Raw genomic sequence first — 16,671 nt, forward strand, 5'->3', positions numbered from 1 at the left:
CTGCCTGAACTATCGCGCGCTTAAAAGCAAGATCAAGATCAAGATCAAGATCAAGATCAAGATCAAGATCAACAGATTTGAAGTAGTTACCGGGCTATTCGAAATTTATCTTCAGTTACTGAAAATCGCTGGCAAACCAGCTCCCACAGGAAAAGCGTGGAAGTTGGCTTGCCAACCACTCCGACAATCACAGTTCCGCCGCCAACCTCGACCCCTGGTTGATCGCCCGCTTGGCATCCAGTTCGGCCGCCACGTCGGCACCACCGATCAGGTGCACCGACTGCCCCGCCGCCGCCAGTCCATCATGCAACTCACGCAGCGGCTCCTGGCCGGCGCACACGACAATGTTGTCCACCGCCAGCAGCTGTGGCTCACCCTCGCCGATGCGCACATGCAGCCCGGCATCGTCCACGCTCAGGTACTCGACGCTGTTGAGCATCTGCACGTGCTTGTTCTTGAGCCCGGTACGGTGGATCCAGCCGGTGGTCTTGCCCAGGCCATCACCGACCTTAGTCTTCTTGCGCTGCAACAGGTACACCTGGCGCGCCGGGGCATGCGGCTCGGCCTTGACGCCGGCCACGCCGCCTCGGGCCTCCAGCTGCGTGTCGATACCCCACTCCTTCCAGAACGCCTCGCGGTCCTGGCTGGTGGTCACCCCCTTGTGCACCAGGTACTCGGACACATCAAAACCGATGCCGCCCGCACCTATCACCGCCACGCGTTCGCCCACCGGCTTGCGTTCGAGCAACACGTCCAGGTAGCTCAGCACCTTGGCATTGTCGATGCCGGGAATGGCCGGTGTGCGCGGGGCGATGCCGGTGGCCAGGATAATTTCGTCGAACTCGCCGGCTATCAACGCCGCGACATCGACGCGGGTGTTCAGGCGCAGCTCGACCCCGGTGCTGCGCACCTTGTTGCGGAAGTAGCGCAGGGTCTCGTGAAACTCCTCCTTGCCCGGCACGCGCTTGGCCACGTTGAACTGCCCGCCGATCTCGCTGGCGGCGTCGAACAGCGTCACCTCGTGCCCGCGCTCGGCGGCCACGGTGGCGGCCGCCAGGCCAGCGGGGCCGGCGCCAACCACGGCGATGCGCTTCACCGCGCGCACCGGCAGGTAGTTGAGCTCGGTCTCATGGCAGGCCCGTGGATTGACCAGGCAGCTGGTCAGCTTGCCGCCGAAGGTGTGGTCCAGGCAGGCCTGGTTGCAGCCGATGCAAGTGTTGATCTCGTCGCCGCGGCCTTCAGCGGCCTTGTTGACGAAATCCGGGTCGGCCAGGAATGGCCGGGCCATGGAAACCATGTCGGCATCGCCCTCGGCCAGCACCGCCTCGGCCACTTCCGGGGTGTTGATGCGGTTGGTGGTGATCAGCGGGATCTGCACCGCACCGCGCAGCTTGGCGGTGACCTTGCTGAACGCCGCGCGCGGTACTTTGGTGGCGATGGTCGGGATACGCGCCTCGTGCCAGCCGATGCCGGTGTTGATCAGCGTGGCGCCGGCCTGCTCGATGGCCTTCGCCAGCAGCTCGATCTCGTCCCAGGTGCTGCCGCCCTCGACCAGGTCGAGCATCGACAGACGGAAGATGATGATGAAGTTCGGGCCCACCGCCTCGCGCACCCGGCGCACGATCTCCACGGCCAGGCGCATGCGGTTCTCGTAGCTGCCGCCCCAGCGGTCGGTGCGGTGGTTGGTGTGGGCGGCGAGGAACTGGTTGATGAAGTAGCCTTCCGATCCCATGATCTCGACGCCGTCGTACTCGGCGCGCTGGGCCAGGCTGGCGCAGGTGACGAAATCGCGGATCTGCTTCTCGATGCCTTCCTCGTCCAGCTCCCTGGGCTTGAACGGGTTGATCGGCGCCTGGATGGCGCTGGGCGCCACCTGCTTCGGGCTGTAGGCATAGCGCCCGGCGTGGAGGATCTGCAGGCAGATCTTGCCGCCGGCGGCATGCACGGCCTCGGTGACGATCCGGTGCTTGTCGGCCTCTTCCTCGGAGCTGAGCTTGGCAGCGCCGGAATACACGCCACCCTCGTCGTTAGGCGCGATGCCACCGGTGACCATCAGCCCGACGCCACCCCGGGCGCGTTCGGCGAAATACGCGGCCATGCGCTCGAAGCCACCCGGGCGCTCCTCCAGGCCGGTGTGCATCGAGCCCATCAGGGTGCGGTTGCGCAAGGTGGTGAAGCCAAGATCGAGAGGGGCCAGCAGGTGCGGGTAACGGTCGATAGCCATGGATGAGCTCCACAGGTGGCGTGATCACGGAATGCGGGCGCCTCTACCGCTGCGGCGGGGCCCGTCGTTTGTCTGAGGCCGACATTAAACAGGCGTTTGAACACGCTCAATGATCGAAACTGACAACTTATTGATCCTGCTGCACAGCAGAGCTACGTCCGCTTGAGCCCGCTTTACCCACGAAGGGGCGCAAAGCAGCCCCCACAAACGCCACCGCGGTTTGTACGCAATGTCACGGCATGAATGATCCGCGCCGCGGCGGGCATGTAGCCCGCATCAAGCCCAGCGAGGCACCCCTGCACGCTGTGACCTGACCGGCGCCAGTTGCACGATCGCCCACAGTATCTCGAGCACCAAGATCCCCCAGAGCAAGGCGGACGCCCCATGAGCCAAGGCGTACAACTGCCAGGAGGCGAACAAGATCCGGCCGGCCGCGTCGTAACGGCCAAATTGTTGCTGCGGATTGCGAATCCTCAGCCAGGACCAGACACATACAATGGACCCCATCAGGTTGGCCATCATCACATGCATAGGATCAAACAACGGTACCTGGCCGCTCAAGCCAAGCATGTCGTGCAGCGAACTTAGCCAGTGATGCAGCAGGGCGAAACTCCAGGGCGTCACAAAACCCACAGTGATGAGCAAATCGTATAGACCACTGGCGCGTACCACCTTGCGATATTGAGCGGTGCTCCACATAACCCGTACTCCTTCGGATCAACGAAGGCATCAGGCTAAAGCCTGGGGTAAGCTCCAAGGTCAAGCCCGAATAAGGAAATTCTCATGCGCATAGGTGAACTTGCCCAGGTCTGCGGCGTCAGCCGCGATACGCTGCGGTTCTATGAGGAACGCGGCCTCATTCAGGCCCGCCGCCTGGCCAACGGCTACCGCGATTATCCGGACGAAATCGCGCAGCTGGTGCATTTCATTCGCAATGCCCAGCGCCTGGGCTTCAGCCTCAATGAAATCGGCAACAACGTCGAGCACCTGTGGCATTCGGTAAACCCCGACCAGGCTGTGGAAGCGCTGTTACGCGACAAGGTGGCGCTGGTCGAACAGCGCCTCGACGAGTTGCAGCAACTGCGTACCGCCCTCCTGCATCGCCTCACCCTGGCCTGCCCGCTACGCGACGAACTCGACCTGCCGGGGCCACGTTCTACGCTGGCCTTGACCGGCCCGGCGGGAAGCTGATGCCCCCTGGGCGCACCAGATGATCCAGAACGAAGGTCCAAAGTGACTTACCATTGGAGCCTTCTCATGCGCCTGTCCTTCCGTGCCGAGCATGAGCCCGATGCCGCATTTTCGTTTTACAGGAGAGAACCCTCATGTCCAAAGCTCGAGAGGCATTGGTCACCACCGCGCTGGAGCTGTTTCTGCATGAAGGCTTGCAGTCGGTAGGTATTGACCGGGTCATCAAAGAGTCCAACGTGAGCAAGATGACGCTGTACAAGTACTTTCCTTCCAAGGAAATATTGATCGCTCAGGTGCTGGAGCATTACCACCACGCCATCATCGGCGAAATCCAGTCATGCCTGGTCAATGTCCCACCACAGCTGCCGCAACAGATGGCGGCGTTGCTGGTGTGGTATCGCGGCAAATTCATCGACAGCAACGTGCGTGGCTGCTTGTTTGGCATCGCCGCGACGGTCTATGCCAGCTGCGACCATCCGATTCATCAGATCTGCCTCAAACACAAGCAGACGCTGGCCGACCTGTTCTGCGCGCTGCTGTTCAGCGCAGGCTACGGCGAGCGCAGCGCGACCCTGGCCCTGCAGTGCCTGACGCTGCTTGAAGGCACCCGCAACCTCACCACCATCGGCGTCAAGGGCGACCCTCTGGCGAGCGCCATGCAGGTGGTGCTCATGCTGCTGCAACCACAACCACAGCAGGGATGATCAGAACCCGTACTCCGCCTGGACGTATAGCGTTTGGTTGTCGCGCAACTGGCCGAAAAAAGTATCTTCCCGTCCGTAATAACCATCGACGCCGCCCAGAAGGCGTACATGGTCCGACAGCATGTAAGAAGCTTTCAGGCGTGCAATACCACTGTCGTTCTGCACGTTGGCGACTCCGCTGGCTTCAATCGACAGGTTGTCATTCAGCCAGCGCTTGGCCACGCGCCAGGTGAACCCGTACTGATCGCTGGCCGTCTGGCCACTCGTCGTCATCTGCCGCAGCGCCACCTCCCGGGCGAACCAGTCCAACCGCTGCGGCCGGCTGAAGTCATAGACGTGCGTGTAAGTGGCCTGCAAACCCAGGGTCGCATTGTTGCGAAACGTCCACTCACCGCCCATCACCATGAACAACTGCGGTTTCTTGTGCAGGTAATCCTCCTGGCCGTTGCTGTCCGGCCTGGAATAGGCTGCCTCCGCTCGCCAGACCATGGCGCCCTGGGTCATGCTGAAGTCCATGCCCAGGATGCGACTGCGCTGGGCTTGCACCTGCACCGTGGCGCCCTGGCTGGTCAACAGGCCAGGCGTCAGTACGGGTAATGGATCGACACCATCCAGGTAGGACAGTGAGCCGTCCATGTTCGGTGCCGACCACTCCCACTTGGTCGCCCACTGCGAGCGGCCGGACTGGCGGTTGTCATAGTCGACATTCGCCAGAGGTACCAGTGGGATGGTATGGCTGGGCGCCTCGGGGTACCACATCAGCGCGACACTGCCATCGCCGACGTAGCGGGTCAGATTGAGCATGTCGGCACCGTAGCGCTGATCGCCATCCTCCGGCGTCAAAAGGGTGAAGTCCCGAGGCGCCAGGTTGTCGGTGGGATTGACTCCATCGGCGCGCCCCCACACCACGATCTGCCGCCCGATACGCAAGTCGTAATCGCCGAACTCGTGATGCCAGTAACCTTCGCGCACACGACCGTGACGCTGCCCGCCGATACTGCGCTGCTGTGCCCAACCGTCAAATACCAGCTCGCCCTGATCACTGGAACTGAGACGCTCGCGTACCCAGAGCGAAGCCACCTTGACATCCGTCTCGTCGGTCAACGCCCGATCACCACTCCACAAGCCTGTGCGCAAAGAGACGGAACTGTCCAGTTGCAAGGTCGCCTGGGCCGTGCCGGACAAGGCCAGCAACATCAGACCCAGTCGCCTCATCTCCCCAACCCCTGGGGCTTGAAATAGCGCTCATCCACGCCTTGTTCAGCCTGGAAAGCATCGAAGGCGATCTCTGTCCGATGCCCCGTCTGCAGGTTGTATGCGACAGAGCGCATGGCCTGCCACTTGCCATGTCGCCCCACCGCTTCGATCCGTGACGATTCGATGCGCTTGAGCAACTGGCCGGATTGATCGCTGAACTCCGTGCGCACGGCCATGAAATTGTCAGCACGCACCCAGTTGAGCATCTTCGAGTACCCTGAATCAGTGGCTTCCTTGTCATCGGATGGCACGGACTCGACCTTGAATACCGAAGCCCCGTCGTCCAGCGTCTCCCGAGCCAACAGCCGATGTCGCCAGTTGGCCGGATTGTGGCCGACGATATCGCCGTAACTGAAATCAGTACCGACGAAACTGTCGCGCTTGTTCGACGCCGACAGCCGTCGGACCTTGCCCAGGGCCGGCAGATAGATCCACATGTCGTCGTCGGTGGCACTCTGCTCCACCAGCAAGGTCGCGGTTCCCTTGATGTCTTGCGGTGCAACGAATTTCACATAGCGCATGTTGTCCTGGGCAGGGCCAGGCTGCAGCTTGGTCACTCCGATCGTCTTGCGCTCGCGGCGCTCCCCGTTGGCGTTGATCAGGGTAAAGGTTGCACTACTGCTGGAATCGAGCACTTTGCCGGCCTGATAACTGCGCTGCATGATCTGCTCGGCACTCGGCGCCTCTTCTGCCGAAGCCGGGTTGCCATACGCCGCCAGTCCCGCCGTGACCACGACGGCCAAGCCTAGGTTGAGTTGCGAGGCCAAGTTGCCGTGGCCCCTGCCAAAGATGAAGGCTGGGCGGAACAGCATTGCCAACGCCGGCACCAGCGTCAGCGAGGCCGTTACACTCACCAGCATGGCAATGACAATGAACATCGATAGCCAGAGGTGGACGTTGTAGCCGAAGGACAGTGCCAGAACGCCGTAGCCGCCGGCCACTGCGGTGGCCACGAACAGCGACGCCTTGCCAGCGGTGGCCAGGGTCTCGCGCACCGCTTGCGGTGGGTTCTGGCTCAGCCGGTATTGCTCGCGCAGGCGGTAGAGCATGTAGATCGCATAATCGGCACCAATGCCTACCGCCATGGCAGAGATCAACGAGTTGGGGATATTCAGAGGGATGCCGAACAGGCCCATCACGCCAAACACAGCGATGACCGACAAGGCCAGTGGCGTCAGCACTATGAAGCCGGCAAAGACAGAGCGGAATACCAGTGCCGAGATGACGAAGATCGCCAGAGCAATCTGCACGATGTTGCGTAGCTTGCCGTTGACCAGGGTCTCAGTGAGCGCCACGGTCTGTGCCACATCACCACCAAAGGACACTGTTACCGTCGCCGGGAAGGTTCGCACGGCTTCGGCCTTGAGCTTGCCCAGCAACGCCTTGACCTGGGCATTGTTACCGGTCTTCAGCAGCAAGGTGATCTTGGCACGCTGATAGTTGTAGTCGACATAGGAATCGAAGTCGCCCGGTTCGCCCGACATCGAGTACAGCAACAGGTACTGGGAAATCAGGTTGCGCTCGACAGGAAGGCGATCGAAGGCCGGGTCATCGGCATTCATCGCTGCATTCATACGGGAGATGAAGTCGACGATGGACAAGGTCTTGCCGACTTCAGGCTGGGCTTGGGCATAACGCTGGAGACTGGCGATCGCCGCCAGTACATCGGGCTGCTTGATGGCGTCCGCCTCGCTGCCTTCGACCATGACGTACAAACTATTGGTACCGCCCAGTGCATCATTGAGGAAGGCATCGTCCTTTTGCAGGGCCAGGCTCGAATCGAAGAAATTCTTGCTCGAGTTGTCGATCACCACGTCCTGCATGGCCAAGGTCAGGCCAAGGGCCGCAAGCAGGTAGGCAGCGAGCATCGCTGTCCGTTTGGACGGTTGGATCACCCAGGAGGCTGCCGCAGCCGGGATACGGTCCCAGATGCGTACACGCTGCTCCTTGTCCAGTACTTTGTCGCCCGGCGGCTTGAGCAGCGAGCGGATGGCCGGAATGAAGGTCATTTCCAGCAGCATGGCACTGAGAATTCCGATGCCGGTGAAGATGCCGAAGGCACGGATCGTGGCGATGTCGAACACCAGCAGCGAGAAGAAGCCAATCGCGGCGATGCTGCCGGCCATCAGCATCACTGGGCCGACACCGGCCATCGAACTGATGACCGCTTGCTGGTTGGCTTCCTCGGGCGACATGTCGCCCGTGGCCCGCAGCCGCGCATAGTCCTCGTAGTAGCGCTTGAGCAACTGCACCGCATGCCCAGCGGCCACAGCCAGGATCAGGATCGGCGTCGGCGAGTTGAAGATGTCCATCGGCTGTCCGAGCACGCCCATGAAGCCGGTTCCCCACATGACCGCCATCAGCGCGGTGACCAGCGGCAGGATCAGTCCTTGACGGGTACGGAACGCCTCGAAGTGCAGCAAGCCGATGACGATGATCGCGATCGGGAACAGGATGTTGATGCGATTGGCATATTCCTCGGTCTTTTCCAGGTAGGGTGGGTTGCCGCCATAGCGGATGGTCAGAGCGTCGGAAGCATAGGCGTCGGCAATCTTGCGGATCGGCTCGACCATCGCGGTAAAGCCGTCGGAGCGCTCCTTGAGCTCAACCAGGATGGCTGCGGTGCGCCCATCGGCCGAGACCACGGTCTGTTGATACACCGGGTTGCTGGCCAGAGCCTCACGCAGTTGCGCCAATTCGGCGGAGCTATTGGTCGAACCTAGCAGAGCGCGGGCCTCAAAGCCTTCTTCAGTCCCCTTGATACCCTTGGCTTGTCGGCTCGCCAGGCTGAGCAATGTGGTGCGCACCACGCCAGGCTGGGCGTCGAGCTGGCGGGTGATGCCACGCACGGCATCGAGCACCGCCGGCTGGTAGAGGTCGCCCTGCTTGGGCGTGATGCCGATGATCATCAGGTACTTGGAGCCGAAAACCTCCTCGACATGGTTGGTGGCCTTGATCAGCGGATGGCCCTGAGGGGCCAGGGTCGCGGGATCGATGACGATCTTCAGGCCAGCGCCGAAGACGCCAAGTACCGCAGTGACCAACAAAGTAAGAGCGATCACCCAGCGACGATAGCGGATGATGAACGCGGCATAATTAGTCATGTGCCCATTCCTTGGCAGGCGATTGGATGGCGGCCAGTTGGCCGACGCGAACGAAGTCCTTCTCGATCTGGGAGATCAGTACCTTGCGCAGCAGGGAGACCGGCAGGATGCCGAAGAACCGTCCGGGCTCGACATCGAACTGCCAGTCTAGGCGCGTACCCTCCCCCTGCGCAGTGAAGCTGTAGCGCCCCTCATACAGGAAGGAGCCGTCGAGCACCTTGAAGCCGAAGTTGTACGGCGGTTCAAAGGTGGTGATACGGCAGCGAAAGTTCATCCGACGCCCCAGGAAACTGAACACGATGGTGTATTCGGTCCCCAGCGTGGCTGGACTGCTCGCCAGCTGGGCCTCGACGCAGGACCCTTGCCAGTGCACGTCGTTGGAAGGATCACTGATGTAGGCGAACAGCTGATGCTGGTCCACAGGAAGCAGGCAGGAATATTCGGCACGGATCATGCGAGGTGCTCCACGCGCAGGGAAAGGTTGAAGTACTGGCTAACATGCTCCGCCACGGCCTGGACCTGGGGGGCATACATGATGCTGTTGTGATCGCCCGGCAACGCCACAGCGTGCAGGTCATCGCCCAACAACGGCTCCCATCCCAGGTACCGACCGAAATCCTCGGTCTCGTCCTGGGCCAGCAGCAGCAGGAAGCGCCCCTGACTTGCAGCGGGCAGGTACAACTGCAAGGCAATGCCGTTGGCCAGGTAGGTTTCGAACAGACGCGCCAGTTGCTCCGCATCGGCCTCAGGGCTCAGTGCCCCGGCACGCCGAGCACGCTCCAGCAGATACGCGAAGGCTGTTTCGGTCGGGTGCGCCCGCAGCTCGGCAGGATCGATATACAGACGTACGCCGTGCGGCGCGGCCAGGTCCCGAGCAAACCAGCTCATGAGCGTGGCATCGTCGGCATCGGCGGGCATGTTGGCGACGACCGGCGCGCGCGTGTCGACAAGGAACACGCCTTCCACCGTCTCGCCGGCCGCCGTCAACTGACGGGAAACCTCATAGGCGATAGCTCCGCCGAAGCACCAACCGCCGAGCAGATACGGCCCCGTCGGCTGAACCCCGCGTAGCTGGGCAATGTAGCGGGTGGCCATGGCTTCGATGGTGACTTCGGCCTCGCCATCGGCCCCCAGCCCAGGGGACTGCACGGCAATGACCGGCCTGGGTGTCTGCAGATGGCGGCTCAACTCCCGATAACTGACCACGTTGCCGCCAATCGGGTGGAACAACCAAATCGGCCGGCCCGCGCCTCTGCGCAGCGTGACCAGGTTGCTTTCCAGCAGCGGCCGGTCTTCACGCAGGCGCGCGGCCATCTCGGCCACCGTCGGATAGCTCAGCAGATCGCCGACGGTCAGCTCAGTCTGTTGACTGCGGTTGATCAGGTTGATCAGTTCCACCGCCAGCAAGGAATGCCCACCCAGCGCGAAGAAGTCGTCATCGATGCTGATCGCGTGGTGACGCAACGTCTGGCAGAACAATGCCGCCAGTTGCCGCTCCAGCTCATCGCGTGGCGCCATCAACGGCGCAAGCGGCTGATCGAGGACCGGCGCAGGCATACGCTGGCGATCGACCTTGCCGTTGGCAGTCATCGGCAAGCGTTCTAGATAGACATAGTGACCGGGCACCATGTAGGCGGCGAGCATCCGCTTGAGTGATTGCTTGAGGTCCTCCACCCGTGGCTCGTGACCGGGCTGTGCGACCAGATACGCGACGAGTGCCGGTCCCTGTGGAGTGTCTTTCAGGCACACCGCCGCCTGTGCGATCCCCGCGCAAGCACACAAAGCGGCCTCGACCTCGCCAAGCTCGATACGATAACCACGCAGCTTGACCTGAAAATCCAGGCGACCGAGGTGCTCCAACTCATCATGCGGGCTCCAGCGGACCCGGTCACCGGTCCGGTACCAACGCTGGCCGAAGGGGCCCTGCTCGATGAAACGCTCAGCCGTGAGGTCCGGGCGCCCCCAATAGCCTTCCGCCAATCCGGCGCCACTGATCCACAGCTCACCGGCCATTCCCGGTGGGACCGGAACGCCGTGTTCGTCCACCACCAACAGTTCGGTGTTGCGGATCGCCCTGCCGATGGTCGGCGGATGGCCTGCGCGCAGCCGCGCAGCAGACGACCAGACCGTGGTCTCGGTCGGCCCATACAGGTTCCAACACGCGGCGCAACTTGCCAGCAGGCGATCGGCCAACGCTTCGGGCAGCACATCGCCGCCGCACAGTGCGGTGACCCCCTGCAGCCTGGACTTTTCAGCCTGGCCCAGCAGCATCTGCCAGGTCGCGGGCGTGGCTTGCAGATGGGTGATCGCATGCGCCTCGATAGCGCTGGCCAACAAGGCGCCGTCACGCACCTGTTGCTGACTGGCAACGTGCACCGAGGCGCCCGCAAGCAACGGCAAGAACAGTTCGAGCAAGGAGATATCGAATGACGGCGTGGTCACCGCGAGCAGGCAGTTGCCAGCTTCCAGGACAAACAGGTCATGCATGCCGAGAAGGAAATTGAGCAACGCTGCATGGCTTACCTGCACGCCTTTTGGCTTGCCGGTCGAGCCCGACGTATAGAGGATGTAGGCGCCGCCCGAAGCGGCCTTGGCAGCGGGCAGGTCGCCCGCCACTGGAGCCACCTCGAAGCGATCGAGGCTGATCCACGGCGGGCAGGCGCCAGGGGCTTCGACGCCAGGATCGCAGATGATCAGTCGTACACCCGCATCCTTGGCCATATAGGCCAGGCGGTCTTCGGGGAACTGTGGATCAAGCGGCACATAGGCTGCGCCCAGGCGCCAGATCGCTAAGATCACCGGCACCAGTTGAGCCCCGCGGCTCAAGCGAAAACCGACCCGATCTCCAGCGCCCACGCCATGCGCCAGCAGGTGCCTGGCCAGATGCTCGCTGCGCTGCCACAGCTCGGCATAGCCAAGACGGGTGTGCGCGTCGCTGACCGCCAAGCGCCCAGGTTGTTGTTCGGCCCATCGGCACAGGCGCTCGAGCAGGCCAGGTTGCAGCGACGCATCGGTCACGCCCATGCCCAGAGCCCGACAGTCATCGAGCTGGTCGGTGCGCGGCTGCAGCAGCTGGGCAATGCTCAGCCCCGGCTCTTGCACCAGCCTTGCCACGAAGACCTGCAGCCCATCGCGCAAGCGTCTGATACTCCGCGCCTCGAACAACTGGCTGTCGTACTTGAAGACAGCCTCGAAACATTCATCGACCAGCGCCCCCATTTCCAACTGCAGGTCAAGCTGCCCCTCCTGCTGGGGAACTGGGAAGGCGCTCAGTTGCCACTGCGCCAATGGAGAGTCCGTCGTCTGCACGCCTTCCTTGGTAGCCGCAGAGGACGCGTAGAAATGCTCGAAGTCAGCCAGGACTGGCAATCGCTCCCAGGAAAAACCCAGCTGGGCCAGGGCGGCGTAACTACCGTCACGGGCCGGCGCCAGCGTCTCCACCAGCTTGTGCAGCGGCATGTCCTGGTGACGCAGCGCACCCACCACGTGTTCTCGCACCTGAGCCAGCAGCGCGAGGAAACTGCAACGAGGGTCGACCGTCACGGGTAGACACAAGGTATTGACGAATTGACCGAGGGTGTCTCGCCAGCGCCGTGCCATGCGGTTGGCCACGGGTGTGCTGATAACCACCTGTTCCTGACCTGACCAATGCCCCAGGAAGGCACTGTAGGCCGCCAGCATCACCATGAAGGGTGTGGCGTGGTGTTCGCGGGCGAGCCTGGTGATACCTGCGCTACTGGCTCGATCGAACATGAACGTTTCACTGGCCCCCGCGAACAGGCGCTGCGACGGACGCGCTCGATCCAGCGGAATCTCGTGCAGGGCCGGCGCAGTGGCGAAACGCTGTGCCCAATAGGCCTCCAGCACGCTCAGGCGCGATGGTTCGAGCACTTGTCCGGCATACTCGGCAAAGTCGATACCAGCCTGCACGTCCAAGGTACGCGCCTGCCTTCCCAGGCGCGCAAAGACGTCCTTGAGCAGCAGCCCCAACGACCAGAAGTCGAGCAGGATGTGGTGGACAACGAACATCACCAGCCAACTGTCACCATCGCAACGGTAGACATGCAGGCGCCACAACGGCGGCTCGCGCAGATCGAAGGGCAAGCGAGCATCCTGGCGCGCGCGCTCCCGCAGTGCCGCATCATCCAAACCGAATGCATCGCCGTGGCGAATGTCGAAACGCATCGGCTCCCGGACCACCTGGGTGATACCAGCCTGCCCCTGTTCGAAGCACGAACGCAGCACCGGGTAGTCACTCACCAGCTCTGTCAGCAAGGCCTGGAAGTCTGGCCAGGACGCCTGTTGGTTGCGCACCTTCAGGCTGAACAACAGGTTGAAAGCTCCCAGTCTTGGCTGGCTCTGCTGCATGAACCACAGCCCAGCCTGTTCGTTGGCCAATGGCCAGGACAGCTGCCCACCTGCGCTATCGGTACGCTTGGTCATGCCGGCGCCCCGACCTGATCGACGGTGCGGCACAGATATCCGGCCAGGTCATCGACCGTCGGATAATCCCAGAGCAGTGTCGGCGGCAACTGGATACGCAACTGATCCTCGAGGTCGCCGGCAATCGTCAGGGCAACGATCGAATCCAGACCGTATTCCGACAGATTGCGATCGCAGTCCAGCGAGCCGGCAGGCAAGCGCAGTTCGGGCTCGATCATCGACTTGAGCTTGTCACGGTAGAAAGCAAGATCACGCAGCGCTGTTGGCATTGTCCATTTCCTCTTGGTCCATTGTTTCGTCCACGCTTTCGGCCAGGCCCTGTGCCGCCAGCGGCCAGGCCAGCAGAGAGAACATCTGGCTGCCGCAACGTTGTGCGGTCATCGCTTCGTAAAGCTGCTCGACCCGCTCGGCGCATAGGCCTCCGGCATGAAAGTGCGACTGCAAGCCTCGCTCGAGTACCGCCAACAGCCAGTGGCCGCCACGATGTTCCGCAGTCAGCACGTCGCGGCTGTACAGCCAGACACCCAAACAGGCAGCGACGGAGTAGACCGCGCAATAGCGCTCGGCCAAAGCAAAGCGATGGGCGCTGTTGCGTGCTCCGCGTGGTCCGCTCTTGCTGGATATCTGCTCCTTGAGTTGCATGGCCTGGGCGAGAAACGTCCGGCCAGCCTCCTGCAATCGCTGCAACAGCGGTGGAGGTGTGTGCTGGTCAGCCGGCAGTCCCTCAAGGCGCTGCAGCAGGTGCGGCAATTGACCGATCAGTGGGTCGCCTTCACGGGAGAACAATGTCACCCGCCCATGGTCGAGCGCCGGCAGCGGCGTGCGCAGGTCGAAGAGCAGCTCCATGCAGCGGCTGGCCTCGGCTTGCTCGCCCGGACGTACCAGGCTTTCCAGCAGGCTCGCCAAACTGTCGAGGCAGACATGGCTGCTGCCATCGAAGATCGACACGACCGCCCCATCGCGGAAGAATTTCTGAAACACGCCAACGCCCTGCTGGTCGCGCATGTAGAAGCGCGCGCCAAGGACACTCGCCAGCTGCGCATTGGCGTAATCGATCAGGTGACAGACTTGCACCTTGGCGATTGACGACCATGACGAGTAAACCTGCGGGCAGATGTGCAGGCCTCGTGCAGAAACAATGGACACGCATTCCGCCATCAGCAGTGACAAGTAACTGTTGGCCAGCACATCGCGGGTGTGCGGCAGGTTGCTGATAGCCGTGCCGTACAACGTGCGTCGGCTGGCATAGTCAGCGACCAGCCTGAGGGCGGTGTCACCAACACCCAGGCTCAGCGACGTGCAGAAGGTACGCGTGATCTGGAAGCCCTTGAGTGCCAGCTCTAGTCCGTGACCGACCTCGCCGACCAGGCAGCCAGCGGGCACCACGCAGTCGCGAAAACCGATGCCGCTGATGTCACACCCCTTCAGGCCGTGGGTCTTGACGCGCGGCAGGTAGTAGTAGCGGCGACTGTCGAGTTGATCCTTCTTGATGATGAACAACGAATGGTTTCGCAGGTTGTTGCGCTCGTCCGTACGCGCCAGCAATACCAGGAAGTCAGAACGGATCGCCCGATTGATCGGCCATTTTTCACCACGCAAGGTATAGCTACCGTCGCTGTTCCGGGTCGCGGTCAGGCGATTGGAGACCAGATCGGCGCCATGTTCGGACTCCGAGTACGCCAGACAAGGAAAGCTGGCGTTGTGCATGATCCAGTCGGCAACCTCGCGCTTCTGTCGATCGTTGCCACCCAACCAGCTCAGCGTGCTCCAGAGCATGGTGCTGTAGGCGACAGCCACCGACATGTTGCGCCGCGCCAGTACGCGGCCGAGCGCGACGAAGCCTTCACAATCAGTGAACTCGCCACCCAACGCTCGCGGCACGTAGCAATTCGGCATGCCCATGGCGTTCAAGGCACTGACCTGTGCTTCGGGGAAGGCATCCTCCTCGTCCAGCTGCAGGGCCTGGGCAAAGGACAGCAGATTGTCCGCACGCTCCGGATCGCCCAGGCGTTGCTCCATTTCCAATGCCTTGAGGTACTGGGGCAGCATCATTGACTGCCCCCCTGCTCCAGGGCGGCAATTGCCCCGGCAAGTACCCTGTCACGCGTCTCGCCACGCTGGATCTTGCCGCTGGAGGTCCGAGCGATCCTGTTTGGGGCAGTCAGCAGCAGTGCTGAAACCTTGAGCTGATGCACCTGGGAAACGCCGTGCACAATGTCCTCGCGCAGACGCGCCAGATCCAGGCCCCTGGCGCCCCGCTCGACTTCCACCACCAAGCCCAGCGCTTCTTCGCCGCCTTCCTCATAGGCATAGGCCGCCACGCCGTGAGCCTTGATGGCCGGGTGCACCAGCATGACGGTCGACTCGATATCGGTAGGGTAGTGGTTATGCCCACGGATGATGATCAGGTCCTTGATCCGACCGGTCACATACAACTCTGCGTCATGCATCACCCCCAGGTCACCGGTTCGCAGCCACATTTCCTGACTGTCAGGGAGCCCGGCGAGGAAGGTCTCGCGCGTCGCTTCGGCGTTGTTCCAGTAACCATCGGCGACCATCGGGCCAGCAACCCAGATTTCACCGACATGCCCATCGGCCAGAGGGACATGGCGCTGGGGATCGACAATCCTCACCTGCGCGTCACGATCAGGACGACCACTGCTCACCAGACGCACGCCGTCGTTCTCAGTGCCTTGCAGCAGGCCCCGCTTGAGGGCCTGTGGATCGGCCAGAAACTCCCGGCGCGCGCCATGGGGATCACTGGCGGATACCAGCAGCGTGGTTTCAGCCATGCCATAGCATGGCTGGAAAGCCGACGGAGAAAAGCCGGCCGGTGCAAAGGCTTCAGCGAAGGCGTCAAGGGTTTCGGCACGAATTGGCTCGGCCCCATTGGCGGCCAGCCGCCAGCTGGACAGGTCGAGCGCGGCCAATTGCTCTGGCCGCAGACGCCGTGCACACAGATCGTAGGCGAAGTTGGGAGCCGCGCTGACGGTGGCCTCGAGCCGGGAGATCATCTCCAGCCAGCGATGCGGGCGCTGGAGAAATGTCGCGGGCGCGATCAGGTGGACGGGAAACCCGCAATACAGGGGCTGCAACAAGCTGCCAATCAACCCCATGTCATGATACGGCGGCAGCCAGGCCACTCCGACATCATGCTCGCTGCTAGCCATGGCACGCTGGATCATCTCAGAGTTTTTCAGCAGATGCCGGTGTTGCAAGCGCACACCTTTGGGCTTGCCGGTGGAGCCCGAGGTGTACTGCAGCACGGCCAATGTCTGCGGCTCGATGTTCGGCATAACCCACGGCCCAGGGGACTGGAGGTCAATGCCATCGACCGCCAGCACCTGCACCGAGCCATTGTGTAGCGCCGGCCACTCCCCTTGCTGCAATCCATCGATGACCGACTGCGTCGACAGGATCACCTCGGCGCCCGCATCCTCTAGAACCAGCCGGACACGCTCGTAGGACGCATTGACCTTTGGCGAATAAACCGGCACCGCAGTCAGCCGTGCGTACCAGCAACCAAGGATCGCCATCGCATACTGCGCGCTGGGCTGCATCAGGATCACGGCACGCTTGCCTACTACCGACATGCCCTGAAGCCGACTGGCAAGGGCGCGGGCTGCGCGATCGAGGTCTTGGTAGGTGAGGCTGGCCGAGAGTGTCTGGCCATCGCCAAAGGTCATGGCAAGGCGGTCAGGGGTCTGTTCGGCACGCTAGCGCAACAGGCTGACGAAAGATTGATGCG

10 protein-coding genes and 1 pseudogene are annotated in these 16,671 nt (G+C 62.3%); 2 read left to right on the top strand and 9 right to left on the bottom strand.

The window, feature by feature from the left end:
• Positions 1 to 187: 187 nt before the first annotated feature.
• Both N7422_RS21920 and N7422_RS21925 read right to left on the bottom strand, forming a co-directional pair.
• The gene (locus N7422_RS21920) at positions 188 to 2,224 is read right to left on the bottom strand and encodes an NADPH-dependent 2,4-dienoyl-CoA reductase (protein ID WP_279808499.1); all 2,037 of its coding nucleotides are present in this window, start codon (positions 2,222 to 2,224) and stop codon (positions 188 to 190) included.
• Between the two features lie 276 nt (positions 2,225 to 2,500).
• Entirely contained in the window at positions 2,501 to 2,923 is a 423-nt protein-coding gene (locus tag N7422_RS21925; RefSeq protein ID WP_279808500.1) for a hypothetical protein, read from the bottom strand.
• An 84-nt stretch (positions 2,924 to 3,007) separates the two neighbouring features.
• On the opposite strand from N7422_RS21925, the gene N7422_RS21930 reads away from it, so the two are divergent.
• Positions 3,008 to 3,415, top strand: coding sequence for a MerR family transcriptional regulator (locus N7422_RS21930; protein ID WP_279808501.1), 408 nt, complete (start codon positions 3,008 to 3,010; stop codon positions 3,413 to 3,415).
• Positions 3,416 to 3,549: 134 nt separating this feature from the next.
• On the top strand, positions 3,550 to 4,119 hold the full coding sequence (locus N7422_RS21935) for a TetR/AcrR family transcriptional regulator (protein ID WP_279808502.1): 570 nt from the start codon (positions 3,550 to 3,552) through the stop codon (positions 4,117 to 4,119).
• On the opposite strand, the gene N7422_RS21940 is transcribed toward N7422_RS21935, so the two are convergent.
• The 7 genes and pseudogenes from N7422_RS21940 to N7422_RS21970 form a co-directional block, all read right to left on the bottom strand.
• Positions 4,120 to 5,334, bottom strand: a complete 1,215-nt coding sequence (locus N7422_RS21940) for a hypothetical protein (protein ID WP_279808503.1) — start codon at positions 5,332 to 5,334, stop codon at positions 4,120 to 4,122.
• Positions 5,331 to 8,480, bottom strand: a complete 3,150-nt coding sequence (locus N7422_RS21945) for an outer membrane lipoprotein-sorting protein (protein ID WP_279808504.1) — start codon at positions 8,478 to 8,480, stop codon at positions 5,331 to 5,333. Before N7422_RS21945 ends, N7422_RS21940 begins: the two co-directional genes overlap by 4 nt.
• Positions 8,473 to 8,934, bottom strand: coding sequence for an SRPBCC family protein (locus N7422_RS21950; protein ID WP_279808505.1), 462 nt, complete (start codon positions 8,932 to 8,934; stop codon positions 8,473 to 8,475). The genes N7422_RS21945 and N7422_RS21950 overlap by 8 nt, the downstream gene beginning before the upstream one ends.
• Positions 8,931 to 12,923 carry an amino acid adenylation domain-containing protein gene (locus N7422_RS21955; protein ID WP_279808506.1) on the bottom strand — a complete coding sequence of 1,331 codons (3,993 nt, stop codon included), beginning with the start codon at positions 12,921 to 12,923 and terminating at the stop codon, positions 8,931 to 8,933. The genes N7422_RS21950 and N7422_RS21955 overlap by 4 nt, the downstream gene beginning before the upstream one ends.
• Positions 12,920 to 13,192, bottom strand: a complete 273-nt coding sequence (locus tag N7422_RS21960; protein ID WP_279808507.1) for an acyl carrier protein — start codon at positions 13,190 to 13,192, stop codon at positions 12,920 to 12,922. The genes N7422_RS21955 and N7422_RS21960 overlap by 4 nt, the downstream gene beginning before the upstream one ends.
• The gene (locus N7422_RS21965; protein WP_279808508.1) at positions 13,173 to 14,975 is read right to left on the bottom strand and encodes an acyl-CoA dehydrogenase family protein; all 1,803 of its coding nucleotides are present in this window, start codon (positions 14,973 to 14,975) and stop codon (positions 13,173 to 13,175) included. The genes N7422_RS21960 and N7422_RS21965 overlap by 20 nt, the downstream gene beginning before the upstream one ends.
• A pseudogene (locus N7422_RS21970) lies at positions 14,972 to 16,624 on the bottom strand (fatty acyl-AMP ligase); the annotation flags it as partial. The pseudogene N7422_RS21970 and the gene N7422_RS21965, both read right to left, overlap by 4 nt.
• Positions 16,625 to 16,671 lie beyond the last annotated feature (47 nt).

Origin of the sequence: Pseudomonas sp. GD04091 (assembly GCF_029836165.1) — a bacterium.
GTDB lineage: Bacteria > Pseudomonadota > Gammaproteobacteria > Pseudomonadales > Pseudomonadaceae > Aquipseudomonas.

What these genes read in the sequence shown, in the direction of transcription:
- N7422_RS21920 (WP_279808499.1), bottom strand. Translation starts at nt 2,224, where the DNA reads ATGGCTATCGACCGTTACCCGCACCTGCTGGCCCCTCTCGATCTTGGC.
- N7422_RS21925 (WP_279808500.1), bottom strand. Translation starts at nt 2,923, where the DNA reads ATGTGGAGCACCGCTCAATATCGCAAGGTGGTACGCGCCAGTGGTCTA.
- N7422_RS21930 (WP_279808501.1), top strand. Translation starts at nt 3,008, where the DNA reads ATGCGCATAGGTGAACTTGCCCAGGTCTGCGGCGTCAGCCGCGATACG.
- N7422_RS21935 (WP_279808502.1), top strand. Translation starts at nt 3,550, where the DNA reads ATGTCCAAAGCTCGAGAGGCATTGGTCACCACCGCGCTGGAGCTGTTT.
- N7422_RS21940 (WP_279808503.1), bottom strand. Translation starts at nt 5,334, where the DNA reads ATGAGGCGACTGGGTCTGATGTTGCTGGCCTTGTCCGGCACGGCCCAG.
- N7422_RS21945 (WP_279808504.1), bottom strand. Translation starts at nt 8,480, where the DNA reads ATGACTAATTATGCCGCGTTCATCATCCGCTATCGTCGCTGGGTGATC.
- N7422_RS21950 (WP_279808505.1), bottom strand. Translation starts at nt 8,934, where the DNA reads ATGATCCGTGCCGAATATTCCTGCCTGCTTCCTGTGGACCAGCATCAG.
- N7422_RS21955 (WP_279808506.1), bottom strand. Translation starts at nt 12,923, where the DNA reads ATGACCAAGCGTACCGATAGCGCAGGTGGGCAGCTGTCCTGGCCATTG.
- N7422_RS21960 (WP_279808507.1), bottom strand. Translation starts at nt 13,192, where the DNA reads ATGCCAACAGCGCTGCGTGATCTTGCTTTCTACCGTGACAAGCTCAAG.
- N7422_RS21965 (WP_279808508.1), bottom strand. Translation starts at nt 14,975, where the DNA reads ATGATGCTGCCCCAGTACCTCAAGGCATTGGAAATGGAGCAACGCCTG.